This window comes from Thiothrix nivea DSM 5205, from assembly GCF_000260135.1.
Lineage (GTDB): Bacteria > Pseudomonadota > Gammaproteobacteria > Thiotrichales > Thiotrichaceae > Thiothrix > Thiothrix nivea.
In genome coordinates this window covers 3,259,104-3,284,833 of the sequence record NZ_JH651384.1, presented here as the reverse complement: position 1 = coordinate 3,284,833, position 25,730 = coordinate 3,259,104, and the positions used below count along the sequence as shown (strand labels likewise).

General features: G+C 54.4%; 32 protein-coding genes. 17 read left to right on the top strand and 15 right to left on the bottom strand.

Annotated features, from left to right (window positions below):
* Positions 1 to 2 precede the first annotated feature (2 nt).
* The 3 genes from lptM to THINI_RS16460 form a co-directional block, all read right to left on the bottom strand.
* Positions 3 to 116, bottom strand: coding sequence for an LPS translocon maturation chaperone LptM (gene lptM, locus THINI_RS24480; protein WP_002709680.1), 114 nt, complete (start codon positions 114 to 116; stop codon positions 3 to 5).
* Positions 113 to 943, bottom strand: a complete 831-nt coding sequence (gene nadC / locus THINI_RS16465; protein WP_002709679.1) for a carboxylating nicotinate-nucleotide diphosphorylase — start codon at positions 941 to 943, stop codon at positions 113 to 115. The genes lptM and nadC overlap by 4 nt, the downstream gene beginning before the upstream one ends.
* A 70-nt stretch (positions 944 to 1,013) precedes the next feature.
* Entirely contained in the window at positions 1,014 to 2,285 is a 1,272-nt protein-coding gene (locus THINI_RS16460; RefSeq protein ID WP_002709678.1) for an NAD(P)/FAD-dependent oxidoreductase, read from the bottom strand.
* Positions 2,286 to 2,494: 209 nt separating this feature from the next.
* On the opposite strand from THINI_RS16460, the gene THINI_RS16455 reads away from it, so the two are divergent.
* The 3 genes from THINI_RS16455 to THINI_RS16445 are packed head-to-tail and all read left to right on the top strand — an operon-like array spanning position 2,495 to position 4,833.
* Positions 2,495 to 3,742 carry a multifunctional CCA addition/repair protein gene (locus THINI_RS16455; RefSeq protein ID WP_040839508.1) on the top strand — a complete coding sequence of 416 codons (1,248 nt, stop codon included), beginning with the start codon at positions 2,495 to 2,497 and terminating at the stop codon, positions 3,740 to 3,742.
* 51 nt (positions 3,743 to 3,793) lie between these two features.
* Positions 3,794 to 4,123, top strand: coding sequence for a heat shock protein HspQ (gene hspQ / locus THINI_RS16450; RefSeq protein ID WP_002709676.1), 330 nt, complete (start codon positions 3,794 to 3,796; stop codon positions 4,121 to 4,123).
* Complete coding sequence (locus THINI_RS16445) at positions 4,123 to 4,833, top strand: sulfite exporter TauE/SafE family protein (RefSeq protein ID WP_002709675.1); 711 nt, start codon at positions 4,123 to 4,125, stop codon at positions 4,831 to 4,833. The genes hspQ and THINI_RS16445 overlap by 1 nt, the downstream gene beginning before the upstream one ends.
* Here THINI_RS16445 and THINI_RS16440 read toward each other — a convergent pair.
* The 3 genes from THINI_RS16440 to THINI_RS16430 all read right to left on the bottom strand — a co-directional run bounded on the left by THINI_RS16440 (position 4,830) and on the right by THINI_RS16430 (position 7,095).
* Positions 4,830 to 5,372: a protein disulfide oxidoreductase gene (locus tag THINI_RS16440; protein ID WP_002709674.1), complete on the bottom strand. Its 543-nt coding sequence runs from the start codon at positions 5,370 to 5,372 to the stop codon at positions 4,830 to 4,832. The two genes, THINI_RS16445 and THINI_RS16440, sit on opposite strands and share 4 nt — an antisense overlap.
* Positions 5,373 to 5,493: 121 nt before the next feature.
* Positions 5,494 to 6,297 carry a glutamate racemase gene (murI, locus tag THINI_RS16435; protein ID WP_002709673.1) on the bottom strand — a complete coding sequence of 268 codons (804 nt, stop codon included), beginning with the start codon at positions 6,295 to 6,297 and terminating at the stop codon, positions 5,494 to 5,496.
* A 3-nt stretch (positions 6,298 to 6,300) separates the two neighbouring features.
* Positions 6,301 to 7,095, bottom strand: a complete 795-nt coding sequence (locus THINI_RS16430) for an inositol monophosphatase family protein (protein ID WP_245536638.1) — start codon at positions 7,093 to 7,095, stop codon at positions 6,301 to 6,303.
* A gap of 48 nt (positions 7,096 to 7,143) precedes the next feature.
* Between THINI_RS16430 and THINI_RS16425 the strand changes: the two genes are divergently transcribed.
* From THINI_RS16425 to THINI_RS16410, 4 genes are read left to right on the top strand one after another with little or no spacing between them, the layout of a single operon-like run.
* Positions 7,144 to 7,557, top strand: a complete 414-nt coding sequence (locus THINI_RS16425) for a phosphate-starvation-inducible protein PsiE (RefSeq protein ID WP_002709671.1) — start codon at positions 7,144 to 7,146, stop codon at positions 7,555 to 7,557.
* Positions 7,554 to 8,666, top strand: a complete 1,113-nt coding sequence (hemH, locus tag THINI_RS16420) for a ferrochelatase (protein ID WP_002709670.1) — start codon at positions 7,554 to 7,556, stop codon at positions 8,664 to 8,666. Before THINI_RS16425 ends, hemH begins: the two co-directional genes overlap by 4 nt.
* The gene (locus THINI_RS16415) at positions 8,663 to 9,403 is read left to right on the top strand and encodes a competence/damage-inducible protein A (RefSeq protein WP_002709669.1); all 741 of its coding nucleotides are present in this window, start codon (positions 8,663 to 8,665) and stop codon (positions 9,401 to 9,403) included. The genes hemH and THINI_RS16415 overlap by 4 nt, the downstream gene beginning before the upstream one ends.
* Positions 9,400 to 10,311 (top strand): LpxL/LpxP family acyltransferase, encoded by a 912-nt coding sequence (locus THINI_RS16410; RefSeq protein WP_002709668.1) that lies wholly within the window; start codon positions 9,400 to 9,402, stop codon positions 10,309 to 10,311. Before THINI_RS16415 ends, THINI_RS16410 begins: the two co-directional genes overlap by 4 nt.
* On the opposite strand, the gene sctJ is transcribed toward THINI_RS16410, so the two are convergent.
* The 7 genes from sctJ to THINI_RS16380 all read right to left on the bottom strand — a co-directional run bounded on the left by sctJ (position 10,305) and on the right by THINI_RS16380 (position 14,497).
* Positions 10,305 to 10,907 (bottom strand): type III secretion system inner membrane ring lipoprotein SctJ, encoded by a 603-nt coding sequence (gene sctJ / locus THINI_RS16405; protein WP_002709667.1) that lies wholly within the window; start codon positions 10,905 to 10,907, stop codon positions 10,305 to 10,307. The genes THINI_RS16410 and sctJ overlap by 7 nt on opposite strands.
* Before the next feature lie 34 nt (positions 10,908 to 10,941).
* The gene (locus tag THINI_RS16400; RefSeq protein ID WP_002709666.1) at positions 10,942 to 11,502 is read right to left on the bottom strand and encodes a hypothetical protein; all 561 of its coding nucleotides are present in this window, start codon (positions 11,500 to 11,502) and stop codon (positions 10,942 to 10,944) included.
* A 16-nt stretch (positions 11,503 to 11,518) separates the two neighbouring features.
* Complete coding sequence (locus THINI_RS16395; RefSeq protein WP_040839506.1) at positions 11,519 to 11,881, bottom strand: tetratricopeptide repeat protein; 363 nt, start codon at positions 11,879 to 11,881, stop codon at positions 11,519 to 11,521.
* 77 nt (positions 11,882 to 11,958) lie between these two features.
* Complete coding sequence (locus THINI_RS25340; protein ID WP_002709664.1) at positions 11,959 to 12,132, bottom strand: hypothetical protein; 174 nt, start codon at positions 12,130 to 12,132, stop codon at positions 11,959 to 11,961.
* Between the two features lie 117 nt (positions 12,133 to 12,249).
* Positions 12,250 to 12,462 carry an EscE/YscE/SsaE family type III secretion system needle protein co-chaperone gene (locus THINI_RS16390; RefSeq protein ID WP_002709663.1) on the bottom strand — a complete coding sequence of 71 codons (213 nt, stop codon included), beginning with the start codon at positions 12,460 to 12,462 and terminating at the stop codon, positions 12,250 to 12,252.
* On the bottom strand, positions 12,437 to 13,819 hold the full coding sequence (gene sctD / locus THINI_RS16385; RefSeq protein ID WP_002709662.1) for a type III secretion system inner membrane ring subunit SctD: 1,383 nt from the start codon (positions 13,817 to 13,819) through the stop codon (positions 12,437 to 12,439). Before sctD ends, THINI_RS16390 begins: the two co-directional genes overlap by 26 nt.
* Positions 13,820 to 14,497 (bottom strand): hypothetical protein, encoded by a 678-nt coding sequence (locus THINI_RS16380; protein ID WP_002709661.1) that lies wholly within the window; start codon positions 14,495 to 14,497, stop codon positions 13,820 to 13,822. It abuts the gene before it with no gap.
* 237 nt (positions 14,498 to 14,734) lie between these two features.
* Between THINI_RS16380 and THINI_RS16375 the strand changes: the two genes are divergently transcribed.
* The 10 genes from THINI_RS16375 to sctO all read left to right on the top strand — a co-directional run bounded on the left by THINI_RS16375 (position 14,735) and on the right by sctO (position 24,396).
* Positions 14,735 to 15,991 carry a hypothetical protein gene (locus tag THINI_RS16375; RefSeq protein ID WP_002709660.1) on the top strand — a complete coding sequence of 419 codons (1,257 nt, stop codon included), beginning with the start codon at positions 14,735 to 14,737 and terminating at the stop codon, positions 15,989 to 15,991.
* A 135-nt stretch (positions 15,992 to 16,126) separates the two neighbouring features.
* Positions 16,127 to 17,188, top strand: coding sequence for a type III secretion system cytoplasmic ring protein SctQ (gene sctQ / locus THINI_RS16370; protein ID WP_002709659.1), 1,062 nt, complete (start codon positions 16,127 to 16,129; stop codon positions 17,186 to 17,188).
* Positions 17,188 to 17,841 (top strand): type III secretion system export apparatus subunit SctR, encoded by a 654-nt coding sequence (gene sctR, locus THINI_RS16365; RefSeq protein ID WP_002709658.1) that lies wholly within the window; start codon positions 17,188 to 17,190, stop codon positions 17,839 to 17,841. The genes sctQ and sctR overlap by 1 nt, the downstream gene beginning before the upstream one ends.
* A 4-nt stretch (positions 17,842 to 17,845) precedes the next feature.
* Positions 17,846 to 18,118, top strand: a complete 273-nt coding sequence (gene sctS, locus THINI_RS16360) for a type III secretion system export apparatus subunit SctS (RefSeq protein ID WP_002709657.1) — start codon at positions 17,846 to 17,848, stop codon at positions 18,116 to 18,118.
* Entirely contained in the window at positions 18,118 to 18,900 is a 783-nt protein-coding gene (gene sctT / locus THINI_RS16355) for a type III secretion system export apparatus subunit SctT (protein ID WP_002709656.1), read from the top strand. Before sctS ends, sctT begins: the two co-directional genes overlap by 1 nt.
* Entirely contained in the window at positions 18,897 to 19,949 is a 1,053-nt protein-coding gene (locus THINI_RS16350) for an EscU/YscU/HrcU family type III secretion system export apparatus switch protein (protein WP_002709655.1), read from the top strand. Before sctT ends, THINI_RS16350 begins: the two co-directional genes overlap by 4 nt.
* 81 nt (positions 19,950 to 20,030) lie before the next feature.
* Positions 20,031 to 20,558 (top strand): NfeD family protein, encoded by a 528-nt coding sequence (locus THINI_RS16345; protein ID WP_002709654.1) that lies wholly within the window; start codon positions 20,031 to 20,033, stop codon positions 20,556 to 20,558.
* Between the two features lie 27 nt (positions 20,559 to 20,585).
* Positions 20,586 to 22,637, top strand: a complete 2,052-nt coding sequence (locus THINI_RS16340; protein ID WP_002709653.1) for an FHIPEP family type III secretion protein — start codon at positions 20,586 to 20,588, stop codon at positions 22,635 to 22,637.
* On the top strand, positions 22,634 to 23,968 hold the full coding sequence (gene sctN / locus THINI_RS16335) for a type III secretion system ATPase SctN (RefSeq protein WP_002709652.1): 1,335 nt from the start codon (positions 22,634 to 22,636) through the stop codon (positions 23,966 to 23,968). The genes THINI_RS16340 and sctN overlap by 4 nt, the downstream gene beginning before the upstream one ends.
* Before the next feature lie 5 nt (positions 23,969 to 23,973).
* Positions 23,974 to 24,396, top strand: a complete 423-nt coding sequence (gene sctO, locus THINI_RS16330; RefSeq protein ID WP_002709651.1) for a type III secretion system stalk subunit SctO — start codon at positions 23,974 to 23,976, stop codon at positions 24,394 to 24,396.
* Here the strand turns inward: sctO and sctL are convergent.
* Together sctL and THINI_RS16320 are read right to left on the bottom strand one after the other, a co-directional pair.
* Positions 24,350 to 24,967, bottom strand: coding sequence for a type III secretion system stator protein SctL (gene sctL, locus THINI_RS16325; protein WP_002709650.1), 618 nt, complete (start codon positions 24,965 to 24,967; stop codon positions 24,350 to 24,352). The two genes, sctO and sctL, sit on opposite strands and share 47 nt — an antisense overlap.
* Positions 24,945 to 25,640 carry a SctK family type III secretion system sorting platform protein gene (locus tag THINI_RS16320; RefSeq protein ID WP_002709649.1) on the bottom strand — a complete coding sequence of 232 codons (696 nt, stop codon included), beginning with the start codon at positions 25,638 to 25,640 and terminating at the stop codon, positions 24,945 to 24,947. Before THINI_RS16320 ends, sctL begins: the two co-directional genes overlap by 23 nt.
* Positions 25,641 to 25,730 lie beyond the last annotated feature (90 nt).

Sequence of the window (25,730 nt, the reverse complement as noted above, 5' to 3'; positions counted from 1 at the left end):
ATTTACTTCGCCTGTTCCTGTTTTGCTTTTGCGTCATCGGGCAGATAGAGCGGCCCCTTGTTGCCACAACCTGCCAATAAGACCAATACGATAGCCAACCCCAGCCAGTTTTTCATTTCACAAACCTCATCGACAAATCGACTGCGCGGATGTGCTTGGTAATGCTGCCGATGGAAACGAAATCCACCCCCGTTTCGGCAATCGCCACCACGGTTTCGGGGCTGACACTGCCGGAAGCTTCCAGCGGAATTTTCCCGGCAGTCATCCGCACCGCTTCATGCATGGTATCGAGATCATAATCGTCCAGCATGATAATGTCAGCCTGCGCGGCAGTCGCTTCCGCCAGTTCCTGCATGGTTTCGGTTTCGACTTCGACCAGGATTCCGGGGTGCAACTTGCGAGCCTGCTGGATGGCAGCCGTAATCGAACCAGTCGCCATGATGTGGTTTTCCTTGATCAGCACACGGTCATACAGACCGATGCGGTGATTGGTTCCGCCACCGCATAAAACGGCGTATTTCTGCGCAGTGCGTAAGCCTGGCAAGGTTTTACGGGTATCCAGAATCCGACAGTTGGTATGCGCGACCAGATCGACATAACAACGGGTAGCAGTTGCCGTTGCCGACAAGGTTTGCAGGAAATTTAATGCCGCACGTTCACCACTGAGAATGGAGCGGGCGCTTCCACGCAGGGTACACAGCAGCGCATCTGCACCCACCTTGCCGCCATCCTGACACTGCCATGCCACCTGTACTGCTGCATCCAACTGACGGAATACTTCGTCAAACCATGCCGTACCACAAATGATGGCATCTTCCCGGCAAATAACATTGGCAACCGCCTGTTTATCAGCCGGAATCAGCCCTGCCGTCACATCCCCCGTACCGATGTCTTCCGCCAGTGCGCGAGCAACGGTTTCTTGCAAATCGTTTGGTAAATTCATCAATACCTCAAAATAAAAATGGGAGGCACTACGCCTCCCATCATGCGCCCCTGACTCCTCGTCAGATTCTTTAGATACGGGTAATACCCATCATCTTCAGGATGGACTTTTCGTAGAACGGCTCGGAACTGCCTTTCTTCATCTTGCGGATGAAGTACTTCTCGAACGCGATCTTGGCCATGTGTACCCACTTGCCTTTCTTGAACCATGCAACGTTGCGCGGTGGGATCTGTGGCAGTGCTACGAAGGCCGCACCGGTGTCACCCATGTCCGCCAGACAGATGGCGTTCCAGGTACCGGTGGTGTGTGGTTCCTTGCCAGCCAGTTCATCAGCAATATTATGAACCAGAGAGGTTACCATGGATTCGATCATGTAACCGGTCTTTGGCGCGCCGGTTGGAACCGGCGTTGCTTCGACTGGCGGGATCGCGATACAGACACCTGCGGAGTAGATGTTCTTGTATTTCGGGCTGCGATGCAGTTCGTCAACGATGACGAAACCACGCGGGTTGCACAGACCTTCTACCGCAGCAACGGCATCAACGCCCTTGAACGCTGGCAGCATCATGGCGAAGTCGAACGCGATTTCGTGTTCTTTTTCCACTTCACCCTTGGCGTTCATCTCGGTAACGTGCATCTTGCCAGCTTCGACCTTGGTGGTCTTGGCGTTGACGATCCAGCTCATGTGGTGGTTGCGCAGTTCGGACTCCAACATACCTTTGGAATCGCCTACGCCACCCAAACCCAGATGACCGATGTATGGCTCGGAAGAAACATAAGTCATCTTGAACTTGTTACGCACGCCGCGCTTACGCAGGTCAGCGTCAACGATGAAAGCGAACTCGTAAGCAGGGCCGAAGCAGCTGGCGAACGGCATCGCCCCAACGATGATATGGCCGGAACCTTTTTCCAGCATTTTCTGGTAATCACCGTAAGCCGTTTCCGCATGGGTAACGTCACACACGGAATGGGTGTGGCCGCCGTGCGGGCCTGCGCCTTCCACTTCCTGGAAGAACAGTTTCGGGCCGGTGGCAATAACCAGATAATCGTAGTTAATAACCTGGCCGTTATCCAAGTGCAGGGCGTTACCCTCGGTGTCAATCTTGTCGCAGCGTGCGGCAATGAAGTTGATGCCTTTCTTGCTAAGGTATTTTTCGATCGGGAAAGTGATGTCAGAACGGGTACGCCAGCCGACTGCAACCCAAGGGTTGGAAGGCACAAACTGGAAGTAATCACGTTCATTGATGACGGTGACTTCGTGTGCCTTACCAAGCATTTCTTTCATTTCATAAGCGGCGGGCATTCCTCCTGTCCCGGCACCTAGAATAACGACATGAGCCATTAGCGCGAACTCCTAACTATTGATTGATGTGGGAATACTTTTTATCAAATGGGTATTTGCCAGCGTTCATCTCTAAGCAATCAGAATAACAACACAATTCAAGCGTCAGGTCAATGTTGCCCTTAGTTTTCAATAAATTAGAGGATGCTAATATACAAGAAAAAAGATATACTTCCCGACTACGCAAACAGACAAGCTGTGTAAAATTCATGAGTGAAACCAAAACTTATCTCGTCGGTGGGGCTGTGCGCGATCAGCTACTGGGTTTGCCGATCAAAGACCGTGACTGGGTAGTAACCGGTGCAACCCCCGCAGACCTGCAAGCGCAAGGGTTCAAACCGGTAGGCAACGACTTCCCGGTATTCCTGCACCCCCAGACCAGCGAGGAATACGCGCTGGCGCGTACCGAACGCAAAACTGCCAAGGGATACCACGGCTTCCAGTTCCATGCAGCACCTGAAGTCAGCCTGGAAGAAGACCTGATCAGACGCGACCTAACGATCAACGCCATGGCACAGGATGAAAGCGGTAACCTTATCGACCCCTACGGCGGGCAAGCTGACTTGCAGGCAAAACTGCTGCGGCACGTTTCCTTAGCTTTCAGCGAAGACCCGGTACGTATCCTGCGGGTTGCCCGCTTTGCCGCGCGTTTTGCCCCATTGGGTTTCCGGGTGGCCGACGCAACCCAGCAACTGATGCACGCGATGGTGGATGCAGGCGAAGTGGATGCGCTGGTTCCCGAACGGGTCTGGCAGGAAACCGTACGCGCCTTGGCGGAACCCGCCCCTGAGCAGTTTTTTCAGGTGTTGCGCGAATGTGGCGCATTGCGAGTACTGTTCCCCGAAATCGACCGTCTGTTCGGCATACCACAACCGGCGAAATACCACCCGGAAATTGATTGCGGCATCCACACCCTGCTGGTCTTGCAACAAGCCGCCAAACTGAGCCAGGAACCAGAAGTGCGTTTCGCCGCCCTCACCCACGACCTCGGCAAAGGGCTAACGCCCGCAGAAGTCCTCCCCAGCCATCATGGGCATGAACTTGTCAGCTACCAATTGACGACAGAACTGTGTGAACGCCTGCGGGTTCCCAACCGTTTTCGTGAACTCGCTGAACATGTGGCAAAATTTCATGGTCATATACATAAGGCAAAGGAATTACGCCCGCAGACCCTGCTGAAAGTGCTGGAAGCCACCGACGCCTTCCGCAAGCCAGAACGTTTTGAACAACTGCTGCTGGCCTGCGAAGCCGATGCACGTGGGCGTACCGGGTTTGAAAACCGGCCCTACCCTCAGGCAGACATGTTCCGGCAAGCCTTGGCCGCCTGTCAGGGAGTGGATACCCGGGAAATCATCCAGCAAGGCTTTCAGGGCATACAAATCAAGGAAGAAACCCATCACCGCCGAGTAAATAGGGTCAAAGAAATATTAGGGAGTCTTGATATTGCAGGCGAGTAGCCGCATATTGGGAGGCAAATCAAAGTTATTAGAGAGCATTGAGGTATCGTCATGATGGAAGAAAAAACCGCTTCTTTCGGCATCGGCCAGGTTATTCACCATCGGCTATTCAATTATCGCGGCGTCATCTTCGACGTAGACCCGGATTTTCAGGGCACTGAGGAATGGTTCGAGAAAAACGTGGAAGCGGGCAACCCCAGCAAGGAAGAGCCTTGGTATCACGTCCTGATCGACCAGGATGGCCGGGTCGCCTATGTGGCGGAATGCAACCTGGAAGCAGAAGCAGACGACCTCATCGAACCTGTCGAACACCCGCTGCTGGAAAATTTCTTCACCGGCTTTAACGGTGACCATTATCAAGCCCGACAAACGCTCAACTAATGGATGGGGGCTGGCTTGACCATTCCCAATACCTGGCCGCCTTCATGGTCGGGCTGTTGGGTGGTGTCCATTGCATTGGCATGTGCGGTGGCATTGTTAGCGCTTTGACCTTTGGCCTACCGCCCACCCGCCGCCAACAGATGGGTAGCCTGTTGCCCATGTTACTGGCCTACAATGCCGGGCGCATCAGCGGTTACATGCTGGCGGGCGCGTTAATGGGGGGGTTGGGGGCAACTTTCCTCGCTATCCTGTCAGCTGATCATGCCGTAACCTTCAACCTTGGCCTGAAAATTTTTGCCGCCGCCTTTATGATTGCGCTCGGCCTGTACGTGGCCGGTATTTGGCAGGGTGTTGCCCATATTGAAAAAGCCGGTCGGGTTTTGTGGCGCTGGATTGAACCTGCCGGACGGCGTTTCATGCCAGTGGATTCCCCAGCAAAAGCCCTGCCACTGGGTTTTATCTGGGGTTGGCTGCCCTGCGGGCTGGTTTACAGCGTGCTGGCCTGGGCATTCACGGCGGGCAGCATCAGCAAGGGTGCGTTGTTAATGCTGGCGTTTGGTCTGGGAACCTTGCCGATCTTGCTGTTGATGGGCGCGGCGGCGGCTATTCTCAGCCGTTTCACCCGTAACCAAGCCGTCAAACGCGTAGCAGGTTTGCTGATGGTTGCTTTAGGCTTGCTGCTGCTAGGACAAGCGCTGGCCGGATTCTAAGCACCGACCAGCAAGTCAGCCAGCCACAAACGTAGACGCAAGCCCCACCCCGAAGTCAGCCCAACCTCGCGAAAACGGATACTGCCTTCCGCATCCAGCACGTAGCTGGTAGGTACGCCGCGAATGCCGTATTGCGCCGCCAGTGAGCCATCCTCATCCACCACCGTAATCCAACCCGTCAGTTTTTTACGTTCCAGGTAACGCTGCACCTCATCCTTGCCCCCTGACTGGAAGGCGACCGTAATGACTTTCCAGTCCTTGCTAATGGCCGTGATGCTATCCTGCTCCAGCTCACACATGGGACACCAGCTGGCCCAAAAGTGCAGCAGGATCGGCTGGCCACGGTAATCGTCGAGGTGGATGTCCCCACCATTCAGGGATACCCGCTCAAAATCCGGCGCTTCGCCTTCCAGCATCCCACGCTGCTGCCAGGTGCGCAGCCCGAAAATGATGGCGAAGATAATCAACCCTTCCAGCAGCCAGCGTAGCCAGCGGCGACGTTTGCCCGGAGCATCCGAATCTGTTGTGGTTTCTTTCATATAATGTTGGTCTATGATGCAACGCGGGCATTCTAGCACAAGCAGCTACCAGCAGAGGGGATTTCACTTCAACGCCGCAAACCCCATCACCTGCCTGCCCTCGCCGTGACCGCCAGTATTTTCAACGGTAAGGGGCTGGTAGCAACACGAGGTCGAGGCGGTTCTGCCACAGGGTCTGCATACTGATGTAATGTTGCTCGTCGTGACGGCTGGAGTAGAACCTGATGGTTCCCGGCGCAGAACTTGTCCTGCGCAGTTCATGCTTTTCCAGGATGCGCATCAGTTGGTGCGTCACTGGCGTGCTGGTTTCCAGCACTGTCATGCGCCCGTGGGTCACGGCATGGATAGCGCCAGAGAGGAACGGGTAATGCGTGCAACCCAACACCAGCGTATCGGCCCCCGCGTCCAGCAACGGCAAGGTGTAGTGTTTGAGCAATTGCAGCACGTCTTCGCTGCTGAAATCACCAGCTTCCACATGCTCGACCAGACCAGGGCAGGCTTGCGTGATCACCTCCACGCCACTGGCATGTTCATGGATCAGGAGGCGCAGTCGTGGGCTGTTGACAGTTTGCTGGGTGGCCAGCACGCCGATGACGCCACTCTGTGTCAGGCGCGCGGCAGGTTTGACGGCAGGCTCAATGCCGACCACCGGGATCGGCAGGGTGGCGCGCAGGAATTCGACCGCGTGGACAGTGGCGGTATTGCATGCCACCACCAGCACTTTCACCCCCTGTCCCAGCAGGAAATCGGCCACCCGCAGGCTGCGATGGCGAATATAATCCGGCTCCTTGCCGCCATAAGGTGCGTGGCCGGAATCCGCCACGTAAATCAAATCTTCGGCAGGCAACAGACGGTGGATTTCGCGCAATACCGAAATCCCGCCCAACCCGGAATCAAATACGCCAATCGGCTGCTGAATGGGCATGGCTTAACGGTTCGCCTGCAAATAGTGGAACCAGGCGTCAAACAATGCCTTATCCGGGGAAATGACCACCGAGCGTGGCTCCATCGCCGGTTTGAAAACCGCTTCGCCATCCAGCGTACAAGCATAACCGCCCGCTTCGGCCAGGATCAGCGTTCCTGCCGCCAGATCCCACAGTTTCATGCCGCCGTGCAAGTAGAGATGGCCACGGTTGGCCGCCATCCACGCCCATTCCAACACGCAACTGCCGAGGTTGCGCTGCGAGCCATAGGGAGAGTTTTCCATCAATGCGCACTTGAGGCGGGCGGGCAGACGTTTGAAATCGACCATTGCCACCGCATTGCACAATGGGAAACCGCTTTTCTGGCACTGCAAGGGCTTGCCATTCAGCCACGCGCCCTGCCCTTGCTGCGCGCTAAACATTTCGTCACGTATCGGGTCGTAAGTCAGCGCCAGCACCACTTCGCCCTGCTGGAACAGTGCCAATGAGATAGCGAACAGCGGCAGGCCAGCAGCGAAATTGCTAGTACCATCCAGTGGGTCGAGACACCAGAGGGAATCTGACTCACGCAGTAGACGCTCCTGTTCATGGCGTTCCATTTCCTCGCTCAGAAAGGCGATTTGCGGCCATGCGCGTTGCAGAAATTCGCGAATACGCCGATCCGTCGCCAAATCAGCCTCCGTCAACAGGCTGCCGTCGTGCTTGACTTCATAACCCACCCGTGCGAACCGGGGCAGGATCTCTTCCTGGGCAATTTGACGTATTTCCGCCATCAATACTTGCAAATCGGGCTGCATCATTTAACCTACCAAACAATTTCACGCTAACGATACTAAGGATACCAGCCTATGAACAATTCGCCGCTGTCGATCAGCCAAAAAGCATTGCATTGGCTGGAATATGCCCTGCTGATCATCATCACGCTGGCAACCATCGTAGCAGTCGGGCAGGAAATATTTACCATGGTTGGACACATGAGTGTGCAGATCGCAGATTTGCTATTGCTGTTCATTTACCTCGAAATCATCACGATGGTCATTGTCTACCTGCAATCTGGATCAGTTCCGGTGCGGATGCCGCTGTACATCGGCATGGTCGCCCTGGCGCGTTACCTGATCCTGGACATGAAAGCGATGGATACCTGGCAGATGCTGGCCATTTCCGGTTCCATCCTGCTGATTGCATTTGCAGTGCTGGTGGTACGTTTCGGCCATGTGAAATACCCGTATGAACAAGTCAAGCAGGGGCATTTTCCACAGTGAACCGCTTCCTCAACGAAAAGGATTATTTCCACGGCAAGGCGGAATGCACCGGCGTATTGCTGGTCAACCTGGGTACGCCCGATGCGCCCGACAAGCCCTCGCTGCGCCGCTACTTGCGTGAATTCCTGTCTGACCCGCGCGTGGTGGAAATCCCCCGCTTGGCTTGGTATCCAATCCTCTACGGCATCATCCTCAACAAGCGCCCCGCCGCCAGCGCTGCCAAATACAAAGAGGTGTGGACAGAAAACGGCTCCCCACTGATGGCGATTTCCCTGCAACAACAAAAAGCCTTGCAGAAGGAACTCGACATCCGCTTTGAAGGCCCGGTGAAAATCGAGCTGGCGATGCGTTACGGCAACCCCTCGATCCCTTCGGCCCTGCGCAAGCTCAAGGAAGCGGGCGCTCGGCGCATCCTGATCCTGCCGCTGTACCCGCAGTATTGCGCCGCCACCAATGCCACCACCTTCGACAAGGTGTTCGACGAACTCAAGCGCTGGCGCTGGATGGCGGAACTGCGGCTGGTCAACCATTACCACGATCACCCCAGTTATATCAGCGCACTGGCTGACAGCGTGTTGCAACATTGGGAAAAACACCCGCGCGGGCAACTGCTGGTCATGTCATTCCACGGCATCCCCAAACGCAACCTGACGCTGGGCGACCCCTACCATTGCGAATGCCACAAAACCGCGCGCTTGCTCGCGCAAGAACTTAACCTCAAACCCAAAGAATACCGTGTCACGTTCCAGTCGCGTTTTGGCAAGGCGGAATGGCTGCAACCCTACACCGACAAGACCATGCAGGCGCTGCCCGGCGAAGGCATCAAGAACGTGGATGTCATCTGCCCCGGTTTCGCCGCCGACTGCTTGGAAACGCTGGAAGAAATCCAGCAGGAAAACCACGAATATTTCCAGCACGCAGGCGGGGAAAACTATCACTACATCCCCGCCCTCAATGCCAATGGCAAACACATCCAGGCGCTCGCCGACATCATCCAGCAACACACCCAAGGCTGGCCGGAAACCTCACCCGGCTGGACTGAAGCTGCGCAACAAAAACGGGCGGAAAAAACCCTGCAACGCGCCATCGACAAGGGAGCCAAAAAGTGAAAATCGGCTTGATACTGATCGGTGACGAACTCCTCAGCGGCCTGCGCCAGGATAAGCACATGGCCACCATCATCGGTTTTCTGAAAGCACGCGGCCTGCAACTGGCGTGGATGCGTATGATCGGCGACGACTGGGACTTGCTGGTACAAACCCTGCGCGAAACCCTGCCAAGTAAAGACATTGTATTCAGCTTCGGCGGCATTGGCGCAACGCCGGATGACCTGACCCGGCAAGCTGCCGCTGCTGCTTCAGGACGCCAATTGCTGCGCCACCCACAGGCGGTTGCCCTGATCGAAAGCCGCTTTGGCGAAGGTGCCTACCCTAACCGTATCCGCATGAGCGAATTACCAGACGGCTGCACCCTGATCCCCAACCCGGTAAACCAGATTCCCGGTTTCAAGATCGCCAACCACCATTTTGTACCCGGTTTCCCCGACATGGCCTGGCCAATGACAGAGTGGGCACTGGATACCTTCTACCCGCAATACTTCGACACCAGCCCCGAAGTGGAGCGGCGCTGGCTGCTGCGCGAAGTGCAGGAAAGTGAGCTGATCCCGATGATGGAAGAGCTGCTGCAAACCTTCCCGGACGTGCGCCTTTCCAGCCTGCCCAGCACCGCCACCCGCCGTCAGATTGATTTCGGCCTCAAAGGCAAGGCGGCGGCAGTACAACGCGCAGCGAAATGGTTCGAGACGTGGGTGTTCGCCAATCATGTGAACTGTGAACGGCTGCCGTGAATCCCTTCCCCCCGTCGCTGCTAACTCCCAAACATTGGCCCGCGTGGTTAGGGGTGGGGCTGCTCTTCATCCTGGCATGGCTGCCCTGGCGTACCCGCCACTGGCTAGGCAAACAGCTTGGCAGCCTGATGTACCGGCGCAACCACAAACGGCGGCATATTGTTCTGACCAATCTGCGCCTGTGTTTTCCAGGAATGCAGGCAATACAGCAGGAGCAACTGGCGCAAGAGCACTTGCAGTACTATGTGCGCGCCCTGCTGGATTACAGCGTGCTGTTTTTCCGCCCCCGCCAGTGGCTGTGCCAACGTACCCGGATTCAGGGGCGCGAACATATTGACCAGGCCATCGCGGATGGCAAGAATGTCATTTTGATGCTGGGGCATTCAGTCTGGCTGGAATTTGCGCCTGCCGTTATTGGCCAACACTACCGCATTTACGGCTCCTACAAACCTTTCCGCAACCCGGTCGCCAACTGGTTGATTGCCCGCAGCCGCCTGAAAAGTGCGGAATTCATCGTCGCCCGCGAAGAAGGCTTGATGAAACTGGTGAGGGCGTTGGAGCCGGGACTATTGATGGTTTTCTTGCCGGATGAGGATCATGGAGCCAAACATTCTGTCTTTGCGCCGTTTTTTGGCGTTCGCAAAGCTACCCTGACCACGGCGGCGCGTTTGTGCAAGTTGGGAAAAGCCACAGCTTTGCCTGTGATGGTCAGTTTCGATGAAGCCAGTGGGCAGTACAATATTGCCGTCTCCCCACCGCTGCAAGACTACCCAAGCAAGGACGAGACACTGGATGCCACCACCTTGAATAGCGCCCTGCAAACACTGATCGAACAACAACCGGCGCAATACATGTGGGTGCTGAAACTGTTCCGCACCCGCCCTGCTGAAGAGAAACCAGTTTACTGACTGGAGCTGATGAATTGGGCTGGCACCATGACTACCGAAACCTTGTCGTAGCTCAGACCTTCGATACTCTTTTCAACGATTAGCTTGATTTCGGATTTCATGTCTTCCAGCCGGTAGGCCGGGTTGTATTTGATGAAGACTGACGCGGAAGATGGCTTGACCTCCTCCTCAATCGGGTTGTTTTCCGGCAGGACAACGTGTACCCGTGCCACCAACACCCCATCAATTTGCGAAAGAGTTTCCTGCACGCTTTGGGAGAGGGCAAAAATGAAACGGGCACGCTCTTCCAATGGGGAGGAAATCAGCCCTTCCTTTTTGAACAATTCGCCGATGCTAGCGACCTTTTCTTTCGGATAGCCGTATTCCTTCAGGATGGTTACCGCCTGGGGGATCTGGGATTCCTCCACATGCAGGAAATAGGCTTCTGCTTTCTTGTCGTAGGTTTTTTCTGCTGTAATCTTGTTGTTCAGCAGGATGGAAAGCATGGAGTTGGCGTCATTTTCCGGCAGGTTGCTATATAGCTCTGTTTTACAACCAGCTAGCAACAAACATACAAGCAAACTTGCAATCTGAACTGCACTTTTAGTTGTTATCATTTTTCAACCTATAGCTTCATTTGATTTGCAACAGTTAACCGGCAGCCCTGAACAGCGTTTTAAAGCCTTCGGAAACCTGTTTAACTGCATGAGAAACAATCTTCATACCACTAAACCAAGCTAACGACCTAACTTTCCAATCAGTCATATTATCTGCATATTGAATAGCTGCTGTATTAAATTGCCGGGTTTTATCAGCCAAATTCTGATAAGTTTCGGCAGGGTCTTTAGCCTCTGGGGAGACGTGTGGATAAGTCCTCATTTCGTTGGCTTTCTCCAAGCCTTTATCAGGCAAGAAGTCTGTAAATTTAGGTCGATTGAAGAAATCGCTCATCAACTTACCATAAGAACCATCTATTGTTGAAATTTCATCCATCATGGATGATGAAAAGCTTGCCAGCCCATCATCATCAATATCTTGCAGCTGTAGAATACTTGAATCCTCAGTGACTGCAACATCGGCAACACTCTTCCCCTGCCCGAATAAATTGTCAAATTTCATAACATCCTGCAGCGCAGGCATTGGCAACGTTTGTTGCTGATCCAATACATTATTGGTAACCGCGGGATTAACCAAAGCACTAGCATCAAACATCGTAGCTCACCTTTCCTTAATTTAAGTAAGCAGCTGCAAGTTCACGCTCATCTTTAGAGCCTTTATGCATAACCTCTTCTAAAAACTCTTTAGCCTCTGCAACTTCACCCAGTTGTTTCAAAGACATTCCCAAAAAGCACTTGGCTGTCATATGCTCCGGATCTTCTTGCAAAACCTGGCGACGCAGTATATCAACAGCCTGCCGGTATTGGCCTGCATAGAAATTAACAATAACCAACCCTATTTTAATAGGAATTTGCTCTTTACCCATAACACTCACCCCTTCCATGATAACCTGAGAGCGTTTGGTATCACCACGAAAACAGGCTATATAAGCTGCTTGAGACAATAGTTGGAGTAATTCGCTGCTCACTTGCATAATTGACACACCTATTCCGCAAGAGGGCTACGGCAAAGCCGCAGCCCCATTTCATTAACAATAAACCAACAACAATATTATTGTGTTTGCTGTGCAGCCATGTCAGCCACACTTTTAGCCGTATTGAATTCAGCGCTATCAGCTGCAAGCTCCAGCTCACGTTCTGTATTGCTTTCCGTCATATCTGCCGATGCCTGAATGGCAGCAGTATTACTTCCAGTAACAGAAGTGACTAATGCACTCGGATCCATATTTTATCTCCTAAAATTAATCATCACAAAAAATTCCCGGTGACTAACCACCAAACGCAGGGAATATATAACTTCCTGTTAAAACATTGCGTTCCATGCCCATTTTTGATCGAAGCTCTACTGGTGAGCTTGCGTCCAAACCTGCTCAACGACCTCGCAACTGGCTTCCAATGCCTGTAAGAATCTATTCAACTTATCGTATTCATCAGGTGAAACACCTTGGTTAAGCTCCGAACGGACTTCTGAGGCCGCCTGATTGAATTTATCCAATAGATCATTTTTGTAAACACCAGACAGATCATTTTTAAGGTTCTCTTCGACTGTCAGCATCACGCTTCCCCTTGTCAATTCCATAGTAAAAAGGGATCTCTATCCCGTTATTGGTCAACACCACATGGTCAGGCTTGATGGACTTAACAAAGTATTTCTCACCCAACGTAGAGCCTTCCATGTATTTTTTGCCATCTTTTGCAACCAGGAACGGTACTTTGCCGACACTGACACTCCGTATGGCCAAGATGATCCTGTCACGGATGTCAGTCACTTTCAGTTCAATGGGAGGGCCTTTCCCTTCCTTCTTAACGAACTCCTGCCGCAATGTTTTTAATAACTCAATCTCTGGCTGGGTAACCTCGCCATTGACTATAACGCTCTTGCCATCGGTAGTAGCCTTGATACGGCTGGAAAGCCCTTTTTTCTCGATGAACTGCATGAAAGCAGCCAAATAACCGTCCATCGACTGGAGTTTGTCATCCTTAACGTGAACGACACCACCCACATCATTGAGGATGCTGGCACGGATACGCTCCCAAACCACTGACTTGCTGACAAAACCTTCTGCCCGTAACTCACCACCCGTTTCACCCGACTTGATGATGATCTTGGGTTCACCCATCGCGCGGCACACCATGTTGGCGTTTTCCGCCATATCGTCTTGTGCCCATATATGCAAGCGCGCGTTGACATCTGCTGCCTGAAGCCTCCCCAGAAGTTTATTACGCTCCTCAACTGTGCCGGTATACCCCTCCACGCGCACAGAACCATCTGCCTCATCAACCAGCTTAAAATCCCGCTGCCCCAACTCTTCCAGCAAGGCAGCCGCACGTCTTTCCGGTGACTCCACAACGCCCAGCATTTCCAGCCAATGGTTGAGCCGGGGCGACCAATAAACCAGGTTGGCGAGCAGCAGCAACCCCAAACCCAAGGCCAGCCAGGTTTTGCCACTCCAACCCTTGGAGACAGGCTGCCTGTGCTCCGGGATTGCCTGCCGGGCGGCGGGGGGTGGCGATGGTGGCAGCTTAGCGGTTGTAACCGGCTTTTTGACGCTGGCCGCCGCCGCAGCGCCTGCTTTACCGGATGCCGATGGGCGCGGCGCGGCAACCCGGCTATCCGCCACCTGTAGCTCCACCTTGCCCAGCCTGACGGTCTGATATGCCCGCAAATCCACGCTTTCACCCGTCACTTCGACGCCATCCACAAAAACGGGACGCGCCAGCGGCTGGAGGGTGATGCTGCCCGGCGTGATCAGCAACTGGATATGCTGGCCAGCAATATTGTCATCATGCAGGATGATGTCGCTGCTCATGGAACTGCCAACCACCAGGCTGCCTGTTTTCAGCCTGACCACGGCTCCGGCATTAAAACCGTTCAGTACCTTGAGGACGAAAGAAGTATGCTGGACTGCCATTTACTCAGCCTTTTGCTTGTTCTTGACTACATCAACCACGTCAAAGCCGGGGAATTTTTCATCGGTTTTCACGTCCCAGGCCGCGCCCATACCCCCTACCGGGTCTTCCGAGCTGTAATTCACCACGCCTTTGCGGTCTACCCAACGGTAAACCTGACGGCGCGCCAAATCCTGGGTATCCATGACCTTGGCCATATCCAGCACTGAACTCACAAAACGCTCAGGGCCGGTAAAATAAATGATGTTGTCGACTTCGGACACTTCCCACTGGAAGCGTTCATCCAGCACCTGAAGACGTTTCAGTGAGTTGGTGAACTCCTGTGGGGACATTTTTTTCATGCTAACAGAACCTGTCTGCACTTCATCTTCCTTGTAAACAAACAACGCTTCCTTGTCGTAGTACCAGATCAGGCCATAATTCCTGACCAATTCATTGAACATGTCTTCTGGCGTGCGCTCTTGCATGTGCAGGCTGACCACATCCTTGACCTTGGGGCTGACCACAATAGGGATGTCCTGCAAGGCGGCCAGCGTTTTCAACAAATCAGCCAAAGGCTCCTGATCAGAAAAATGCGAGTATTTTTCCGCCTTCCAGGGAACCGGCGCAGCAGCCACCACACCTGCCGCTAACAGCAACAGCAGCAACCACCAGCGACAAAATAATGTTGCTTTACGCATGATCAGATGTTCCCCCGACAGACAAAACATTCCCTAAATTTATCGGTATACCCACATACATCCAGCAATTGAATGACAAACGTAGAAGAAACTCCCCCTAATGGAAATCACCCCGATAATGGCCATCTGGTTATCCGCCAATATCATCCACTCATCGCCCCCCCTAACCCTATTACACTAGGAAACGCTTAAATTTATCTTTACACATAAATTGACATGCATTCAGGAGTGAGCATAATGCCAACAGGAGTAGCTTTATCTGCACCCGTCAGCCAGTTGGGGACACTGGGCGCATCCTCATCCCTGTTGGGTGGCAGCCGTCAAACACAGGCACGGGAAAGTAGCTCCGGCCAGCCGTTTAACAGCTTGCTCGGCTCCGCCATCCTGCCGCTGATTGCCCTGCTGTTACAGCGAATGGGGCAACAGCAACAACAGCAGACCGACGACGGCGAAACCCCTGCCCCTGCCGAGCCGGAACCACTGACGCTGAGCGAGTCCGAGCAGGCAATTCTTAGCGGCATTCACACCAGCAGCAGTGATGGCAGCGCACCAACCGGGCAGACTGCTTCCGTCCTGGATGGCGCGAATGCCGACCACCGCTTGAGCGCAGGTGATACCCTAGTAATCCGCGATGCTGTCGGCAATGAAACGTCCCGCGAAACGCTGGACTCAGCCGACATGTATGATTTGCGCTTCCGCGAGAACATGTTGAAGACAGTTTCGACCCTGGGGGATGGCTGGGCTTTCAGTGAAGATCTGGTACAAATAACCGGTGGTGAACTGCAACAGCCGGAAACCCGCAACTACACCAGCAGCAGCGGCCAGACCACCACCGAAACAGTGCTAGGGCGCAACAATTACTGGGAGGTCGTACAACGCGGTTCCAACCACTATCTGCTGATGCGCGAAACCGACAATGTCGGTAACCCGGTACAAGCTTCCGACGCCATCAATGACGTTTTTGCCAACCGTCAGGACTATGCCTTCGATTGCGCCACTCCCATGCGCCTGCTCAACCTGAAAGCCACCCTCGACACCATTGGCGAAGATGACTTCAACAGCCATGCCGGGCGGTTACTATTGTCATCCTGGTATGACCAGCATGACAACTCAAGCTTTGACGGCGGCTTCATTTCCAAAGTCCGCACCGCGCAAGCCGGGGAGGTCAGCGTCAATGGCGTCAGTAACCTGCAAGGCGAAACGGCATTGTTCAACCCCGTCAAGGGCGATGCCCTGACACCAGGAGCCGCCTACTACTTCGACCTGCCAGGAGACCAGGAATCAGCAGTACAGGGCTGGAACGCCATTTACATGGGGCGCAACAACGATGGCTCACACCGATTCTGGAGCACCAATATTGGCGCAGTTGACATCAATTTCCAGGGAGACGCCTGGCAACCACAGGGCGCATTTGAAGGCTATTATCTGGGGGCAGTCAACGTCAATCCAAACACTAGCCGGTTGCAATCCTGGGACACCAACCGCTCAGTCTGAATATTGCCACCGCATGGCTGGACAAGATTGCACTCTGCCAAAAGCCGTCTCAGACTTATAAACTGAGACCGTAAATTCTCGACCATAAACCACTGTCTTGCCGCTGATCAGGCGGCATCCAGGATAACAATCATAATGGGAAACCCGCAGATTCGCTTCACTCCAATCAGGCTCCCTGCTCAGGCATCACACTCGGTGCGCCTGAACAATATCCTGTTGAACAAAACATCCGGTTTCAGTTTTCCGCTGGACGATGGTTTACTGTTTCAGTTTCAACTCCATGCGGGCGATATTGATACCCAACATGCCTGCCCTGTCAACTTGACACTGGAAATCGGCAGCACTACGGCGAGTTTATGGCTTTCCGACTGGCCCATGCAGGATCAAATCAGCCGTTTTGTACCTGGCGGCTTGTTGCGGGAGCTGCCCGAAAACCTGGCCATCAGCATTATTGAAAATGCTCTCAGCGCTCTGCTGCGCCAGGCAGAACGCGGGCTGGGCATGAAAATCAGCATCCAGTCCACTTCCGCTGAACCGGCCAGCCCGCAATACACCATGCCGCTGGGTTTCACCATGCAAACCGTCGCCCCGGACAGCAATACCCCCCGGTTTGAAGGTTTTGGCTTGTTAATGCTTGACCCGCAACTCTACCCCCATGTCCAGGAACGCCTCAGCCATTGGCCAACAACACCCAACCCGGAGTGGGAAGAGCACCAGACCCCATTATGGATTGAAATCAGCCGCGTCATTTTTTCCATGCAGGAAATCAACCAATTGGAGCCTTCCGACCTGATCCTGCTGGAAGATACCCGTTTCGAGGAGGAAGGTTTACTCAGGTTACGCCTGGATTCGGGCTATTACTGCGAAGCCGCGCTCAACCAGGCGCAGCGTTCAACCCTGACTGTCAACAGCGAGTGGATGCCCATGAGTGATAACGAACAAAAACAAAATCTTGAACACATCAGCCAGATACCGGTACAGCTGTCTTTTGACCTGGGGGAAAAAACCCTGTCATTCAGTGAAGTGCGGCAGTTACGCCCCGGCTATATACTGGAACTGGGGCGTAGCCTGCCGGAAGTGGTGCAGATACGCTCCCAGCACCGCCTGATCGGCACCGGGGAACTGGTTGAAATCAACGGACGGGTCGGGGTGCGTATCCTCAACCTGTTCAACAAGAAAGCCCGGGCTAACCAGTAATGGAAAGCTTCCCCAATCCCGTCATCCTGGTGGCGGCGCTCACCCTGCTGGGGCTAGCGCCGTTTCTGGCCATCATGATCAGCTCCTTCATCAAACTGGTGGTGGTCATGCATATTGTCCGCAGCGCGCTGGGTCTGCAACAGGAGCCACCCAATATCGCCGTCAGCGGCATCGCCATCATCCTGTCCATTTACATCATGGCACCGGTGGCAATGGAAACCTATGAAATATTCAATAGCCATGGCATCGCCGTTGAAGACATCCGCAACCCCTTGCTGCCGGATGCACTGGCAAACAGCACAGAACCACTGCGGCAATTTCTCTCCAAACACTCCAGCAACACCGAACAGCAGTTTTTCGTCCAGACCACGCAGAAAATCTGGCCGGAAAAATATTCCCAAGACATCACCACTGACCATTTGCTGGTATTGACACCCGCTTTCATGGTGAGTGAACTGACCACGGCATTCCAGATCGGCTTCCTGCTCTACCTGCCTTTTGTGGTAATCGACCTAATCATTTCCAATCTGCTGATTTCGATGGGCATGATCATGCTGTCACCGATGGTGATTTCGCTGCCCTTCAAATTGCTGCTGTTTGTGCTGGTCGATGGCTGGTCGCGCCTCATCCACGGTTTGATCCTGAGTTACTGACACCATGAATACAACCGACATTATCCACAACACTTCCCTAGCCATGCAACTGATCCTGTACCTGTCTCTGCCCGCCATTCTGGCAGCAACCGTGGTCGGGCTTATCATTGGCCTGTTACAGGCGTTGACTTCCATCCAGGAACAAACCTTGCCGCATGGTTTTAAACTGATCGCCATTATGTTCGCCATTGCCGCCACGGTACGCTGGCTGGGGCCAGAGCTGATCACTTTTACCCAGAATGCGTTTGACCAGATTCCCTTGGTGAAACATCACTGATGGATCTTGCCGTCATCCAGAGCTGGCTGATTGCCTGGGCTTTCACCGCCCCACGGGTTCTGGTCACCTTTGCCCTGCTGCCTGTTCTCACCGAACCACTTCTCCCCAGCACCCTGCGCAATGGCATCATCCTGATCCTATCCATGTTTGTGCTACCCTTGACCCATGAACAATTCCTCAATATCCAGCCCGATGTCCTCAGTATGCTTGGCATTATGGTCAAGGAAGGTTTATTGGGAATGCTGCTGGGCTTTACCCTGAGCGTGCCATTCTGGGCCGTCAAGGCTGCCGGCTTTCTGATCGACATGCAGCGCGGAGTCATGAGCGGGCTGTTTTTCTCCCAGATGACCGCTAACATGGTGTCGCCACTGGGTAACCTGTTCAATATGCTCCTGACCACCCTGCTGCTGGTGTCGGGCGGTTTTCTGGTACTGCTGGAAACCCTGTTCCTCAGTTACCAAACCTGGCCCATCGACCAGTTTTTCCCTTCATTCACCCCGAAAGTCGCTGCATTTTTCCTCCAGCAACTGGATTTGCTCATGTACACCAGCCTACTGCTGGCGGGGCCGCTGCTGGGCATCATGTTCCTGATTGATATTGGCACGGGGCTGGTCGGGCGCTTCCTGCCACAACTGAATGCCTTCCTGATCGCCATGCCGATCAAGAGTGGCGTGACATTTTTTGTGCTGGCCTTGTATATCGGCTTCATCGCCACATACCTGAAAGATGGCTTTTTCAGCATGGGCAATAACCTGAAAATATTGGATAACCTGCTACGATGAGCGGCGACAGCTCCCAGGAAAAAACCGAACAGCCGACCTCGCGCAAACTTGAAAAAGCCCGCGAAAAAGGCCAAGTAGCGCAGAGCAAGGACGTGCCCTCCGCCCTGATCATGCTGTTTGCCGTGGTGTATTTCTTTCTGGCCTGGGAGTGGATACTGGATCAGTTCAAGGAAATGTTTTACCTCGTGCCGCGCCTGTTTTCCCTGGATTTCACGCAGGCGCTCGGCATCGGCATCAAGGCACTGATAGAAAAAGCCCTGCTCACCATCGCCCTACCCTTTGCCATGATGACCGCCGTGGCTGGCGTGCTTGCCCACATCGTCCAGCACGGATTCCTGTTTTCCATTGACCCGGTGATCCCACGCCCGGATAAAATCAGCCTGTCCAGCGGTTTTAAGCGGACTTTTTCAGCCAAACAGTTCGTCACCACCCTGCTTTCCCTGCTCAAGACCATCATCGTAGCGGCAGTCCTGCTAGTTGTGTTACGCACCGCTATCAGCGAACTGGTACATGCTGTCGAACAATGCAATGTGCCCTGCCAGCAAAGCGTTATCCAATACTTGCTGCGCCAGCTCATCCTCTACGTCCTGCCGCTGCTGCTGTTCATGGCAGTACTCGATTTCCTGTTCCAGCGCCAGCAATTCATCAAAGACCAGCGTATGACCAAGGAAGAGGTCAAACGCGAGATGAAAGACATTTACGGCGACCCTCATGTACGCGGCGCACGCCAAGGCATCCGCCGCGAACTGGCAGAGCAGGACATCCAGAAACGTATCCGCACCGCCCGGCTGATCATCCTCGACATGAGCATGGCGGTTGCATTGCAATACGAACGGGGCGTGACCCCGCTGCCGATTATTGTCGCCATCGGCAAAGGTAATATGGCACGGAAAATGGCTGAAATCGGCACCGCCGAAAACGTGCCATTGGTCAGCGACCCCGCCCTGGCACAGGAATTGGTAGACAAGGGCAAGATTGACCAGTACATACCCGACCCCACTATCAGTAGAGTGGCGCAATTACTACGGCAGACCAACGCAAACAAGTAGCTTTTCAGCAGGACAGGCGCAGCCGATTTTACGATAAGCTAAACACTGTAAACGGGCGCTCCTGTTTATAATGGACTCATTATGGAACCAGAAAATCATAACAAAACATTTACCCAACGGGTGCGAAATTGGTGGAGCGGACTCAGGCAAACCAACCTGCGGGCGCAAACGCACTACACGGTTTTTCGTACCACCCAGAACCTTAAAAACAGGAACGGCCTGCTCAAACAGTACCAACGCCGGTTTATGGACGGGTGGGAGAAATGGCTGGGCATTGGCGCAGGTCTGGCAGGCGTACTGATGCTGCTTAACCCGGACAGCTTGTGGCGCTGGCAGTTATTTCTGGTCGTACTCGGTGTGTTGGGTGCTCCCCTGCTGGCTGATTTGTGGGCGGAACTGAAAAAGGTTTTCACCGAATACCCTGGCAAACAGTTCATCGGCCAGGTCATTACGCTGGAACAGGCATTGGTGGAGGGTTCCGGCAACATCCGCTTAGATAACCAGGAGTGGCAACTGTCAGGTACTGACTGCGCAGCGGGAACCCGCGTCCGGGTAATCGCCATCAAGGATCGCACCCTGTTCATCACGCCTGTCAGCCAGCCGCAATAACATACAGGACACGGGAGCAGCCATTCCATGCAATCCGCCCAATCACAAGATTTTCTGAGTGCGCTAACGCGCCGTAGCGATGTGGCGCTGGCATTGTTGCTGGTGGCCATTATTGCCATGATGATCCTGCCAATGCCAACCCTGGTAATCGACATACTGATTGGCCTGAACATGAGCATCGCCATCCTGCTGCTGATGCTGGGGATTTACATCCCGCACCCGTTGGCCATTTCATCGTTCCCATCCATCCTGTTGCTGACCACGCTGTTCCGGCTGTCATTGGGCATTGCCACCACCCGCCTGATCCTGCTGGAAGCCGACGCAGGCCACATCATCCAGACCTTCGGCGAATTCGTGGTTGGCGGCAACCTGATTGTCGGCCTGGTGGTGTTCCTGATCATCACCATTGTGCAATTCATCGTCATCACCAAAGGTTCGGAACGGATCGCGGAAGTCAGCGCCCGTTTCTCCCTCGACGCCATGCCCGGCAAACAGATGAGTATTGACAGCGACCTGCGCGCCGGCGTCGTCACCCTGGCCGAAGCCCGTCACCGGCGCGAAAACCTGGAAAAGGAAAGCCAGTTGTATGGCGCGCTGGATGGCGCAATGAAATTCGTCAAAGGGGATGCCATTGCCGGTTTGATCATCATCCTGGTCAATATACTCGGCGGCCTAGCGATTGGCTCGATGCAACGTGGCATGGCAATGGGGGACGCCTTGCAGGTTTACTCTATCCTGACCATTGGTGACGGGCTGGTATCGCAGATTCCGGCACTGTTCATTTCCATTACGGCGGGTATTATTGTCACCCGCGTGCGCACCGAAGATGATAACAACCTCGGCTCCGACATTGGCGGGCAGATGCTGAGCCAGCCCAGCGCATTGCTGGCAGCGGCAGGCATAGTCAGCGCCATGGGGCTGGTTCCCGGTTTTCCGACCACCGTATTCTTGTTCATCGGTATCCTGCTCGGTCTCACAGGCATGACCCTGCGCAAGGTGCAAACCCGCATGGAATTTGCCGACACAGAGGTCACCACCGTGATCGGCCAGCAGGATGCAGGCAAGAGCCCTGCCCAGCTACCCGCCACCGACGCCAAACTGGCACTGGAAGACATGGCTCCGCTGTCGCCGGTGCTGGTTGAGTTGCCCGCGCCAGCCAAGTCATTGTTCTCCCTGGACGCACTGAACCAGGATTTCATGCGCATCCGCCGTGATTTTTACCAGGACATGGGCGTGCCGTTACCCGGCGTCAGTTTGCGCCTATCCTCCCTGCTGGATGATGATGTTTACCAGATCGCCATTCGTGGCGTACCGGTTGCGCAAGGTAAACTTAAACCGGCAGCACCACCCGACACGCCCGCCACTCCGCCCCCTCAACCAGCAAACGACACAACCCGTGCTGAACTGGTAGCCAACCCACGCGGAACGCCTGACAACATCAACCTGATTGGCCTGCACCTGGCTTACGCGCTACGTAAACACGCTTCCGAATTTATCGGCATCCAAGAAATCCACACGCTATACAGTAAGCTGGAACAAGCCGGTTATCTGGAACTGGTGCGGGAAGTGCAACGTGCCGTCACCACCCCCAAGGCCGTAGATGTTTTCCGCCGCTTATTAAATGAAGGCATCTCCATCCGCGACCTACGGCAAATATTGGGAACTCTGGTGGAATTCGGGGAAGCCGAAAAAGACACCAGCATGTTAGCAGAGAGGGTACGCATCAGCCTGAAGCGGCAACTATCCTATACCTTTACCAATGGAACCGGGGTATTGCCGGTATACATGTTTGCCCCCGAAACCGAGAAACTGTTACAGAATACCCTGCGCCAGACACCCAATGGCGTGTTTTTCGCCCTCGAACCCGCAGCCACTGAGCGTTTCAGCAACACCTTGCGTGAGCTGGAAAATGAACACGCCAAGGACAAAGTCCGCCCAGTCATCCTCACCAACCTGGACTTGCGGCGGCACTTGCGGCGGCATATTGAAGCCACCTTCCCCGAACTACCGGTCATCTCGGTACAGGAACTCACCTCCAGCGTATCCCTCAACCCGGTTGGCGAGGTGCGCCTGACATGAGACCCCGCACCCCGTTAAGCCACGTCACCGACAAAATGCGTACAGCCCTGGAAACTTGCCAGCCGCTAACCTTGCACGGGCGCATTGTGCAAGTGACGGGAACCGTGGTGCGCGCTATTGTCCCACGGGTAAAACTGGGCGAACTCTGCATCTTGCGCAACAGTGGCGACAGCCGCGAAATACCCGCCGAAGTGATTGGTTTCGAGCAAAATATCGCCCTGTTGGCACCCATTGGCGAAATGCAGGGAGTATCCGGCCATACCCAGGTCATCACCACCGGCAAAGTTCTGGAAGTCGGGGTCGGCGAAGGCTTGCGCGGCTGCGTGCTGGACGGCATCGGCAGGGTACTGGACAACCGGGGGCAGGCAATACCGGAACCTGAACAGCATTACCCTATTTACGCCACACCCCCCGACCCACTGGCACGTAACAGGGTCTGCACCCCGTTATCACTCGGCATCCGCTCACTGGACGCTCTTATTACCTGCGGCATCGGCCAGCGCATCGGCGTATTCGCCGGGGCGGGCGTCGGCAAAAGTTCCCTGCTCAGCATGTTGGTCACGCACGCCGAAGTCGATGTTTATGTGGTGGCACTGATTGGCGAACGCGGGCGTGAAGTGCGCGAATTCATTGAGGAATCATTGGGTGAGGCAGGCATGAAAAAAACCATCTTGGTGGTAGCCACCTCCGACCGCCCAGCGATTGAGCGCCTCAAGGCCGCCTATGTCGCCACCTCTGTCGCGGAATATTTCCGGGACAAAGGCAACAACGTGCTGCTGCTGATGGATTCCCTCACCCGTTTTGCCCGCGCCCAGCGTGAAATCGGCCTGGCCGCCGGTGAAGCCCCGGCACGGCGCGGCTTCCCACCCTCAGTCTTTTCGGAACTGCCCAAGCTAGTGGAACGGGCAGGCAATTCCGACCGGGGTTCCATCACGGCTTTCTACACAGTGTTGGTGGAAGGCGATGACATGAGCGACCCGATCGCCGACGAAGTACGTTCACTGCTGGATGGCCACATCATGTTGTCGCGCGATCTGGCAGCAGCCAACCATTACCCGGCAATCGACATTCTCGCCAGCCTCAGCCGTATCATGCCGCAACTGGTCAGCCCACAACACCGTGCGGCGGCTTCCCACCTACGCAACCTGCTGGCCAAATACAAGGAAATCGAATTTTTGTTACGGGTGGGCGAATACAAGCATGGCTCCGACCCACTGGCGGACGAAGCCATCCGCAAAATGGACGAAATCCAGCGTTTCCTCAAACAGCCCCCGGACGAACATTCCAGCTTTGATGCGACCGTCAACTGGCTGATACAATTGGCAGGATAATCCCCATGAGCCTTGAACAACTCAAAAAAATCCGCGCCCGCCGCATGGAACAGCGTTTTGTCGAATTACAGGAACAACGCCGTATCTTGGCAGAGCACGAATTGCTGACCCGGCAAAAGCAACAGGAACTGACTGATTTTGCCCACTGGCGCCTGCAACACCAAGAAGCGCTGTTCGCCAACCTGAAAAACCAGCCGTTTGCACCGCAGGCTTTATTTAATTATCAGAAAACCCTGGAAGACTTACGCCAGCAGGAAGAACGCTTGCAAGCTGAACTGAAGGAGCATTTCAAAGGGCTGGAAACGGCTGAAACCCAGGTACAACTTGCCCAGCAACAATCCAGCGAAGCCAACCTGAAACTGGAAAAATTGAAAGAGATCATCAAGCTCCAGGGCGCAAAAAGTTCGCCCGAAGAGACTGTTCAATAACCTGGATTTGTTGTTCCAGCCCTGCGTTGACAATACCGATGTCGGATTCGAGGGTGCAACCGTCTTCCGCCACCTGATCATCACCAACCACTTCCAGACTGGTGAAACGGTGGGGTATGTTGTCCAGTTGCTCGGAAACCGTTGCCTGCATGGTGGGGTGTACCCGTACCACCAGCTTGTGGCTGCCGCGCACCAGTTCCAGCCCACCCCGAACAGCCTGGCGCACCCGCTCTTCCACATCAATGCCATAAATGACTTTGCGGACGGCATCCATCACCAGCTCAACCAGCTCCCCTTCCAACATATGGAGCGTGTCACTAACACGCCCACCAAACAGAGCCATTTTCTCCGCCGCTTCCTGGTTGGCGCGCTCCCGGCCCTGTTCCAGCCCACGCTTGATTGACTTCCCCAGGGCGACCGAAACCACTTCCTCACGTCGCCGGTGGTGTTGCTCCAGGTCAGACAGCAGGCGTTCGTAATCAACCAGCTGTTCGTAATCATTGGCTTTCAGAATACGCTGACCAGCACGGATTTGTGATTCAACCGGCTTAATTGAAAAGAATCTTGCCATCGCGGCTAACCCCCATCTTGATTTCAATCGCTACTTTTTGCACCAGGACTGCGCATTCGGACGCCAAGGCATCCAGTTCGCGCCCACGTTTGGCATGACGTTTCCACAGCACGTACCATTCCCGGTTCAATTTGTAGATAACCCGCTTCCAGAAGGCGGGCGGATACCCCGCGAAAGCGGCGTGCAGGCATAACATCCCCGCCAATGCAAAGCGTTTCTTCAGACCCATGTGCTCAGGGAAACCAATTTCCACCGTCACATTGTGGGTCAGCACCGGTGCCCGCTGTTGCAGGAAACGGTAAAGGTCATCCCCCAGTACGCCCTGAATGCGCGTAATGTCATCACGGGTCACGACCCGCCGCAGGATTTTGAAATGGAAAACAGCCCCCAGATACAGCACCAGTTGCTCAAGTTCCTGCCCGCGCCACAGCGCCAAGCGCGATAATGGCTTGCTGAAATCGAAAAATACGCTGTCCTGTAAGCCCAGCCGTTCCATCATGTGCCGTACCAGACGGCTTTCACCATGGTGTTGCGAGAACAAGCCTTGCAGAACCCCCCCCTCCGGCATGGTATTGAACCAGCTGGGATGCAGGTAGGAATCAGGCCGGAAATTGAAGCGCCAGACGGCCTGTGTCAGTTCTTCTGAAATATTAAAATGGTTGGAAGTATTCATTGTGTCAGTACATGCGTTGGATCATGCTGACGATATTGCCCACCTCGTTTCAGGATGGGCAGGCGTTTCCTGACAAAGCTGCCAGCTTGC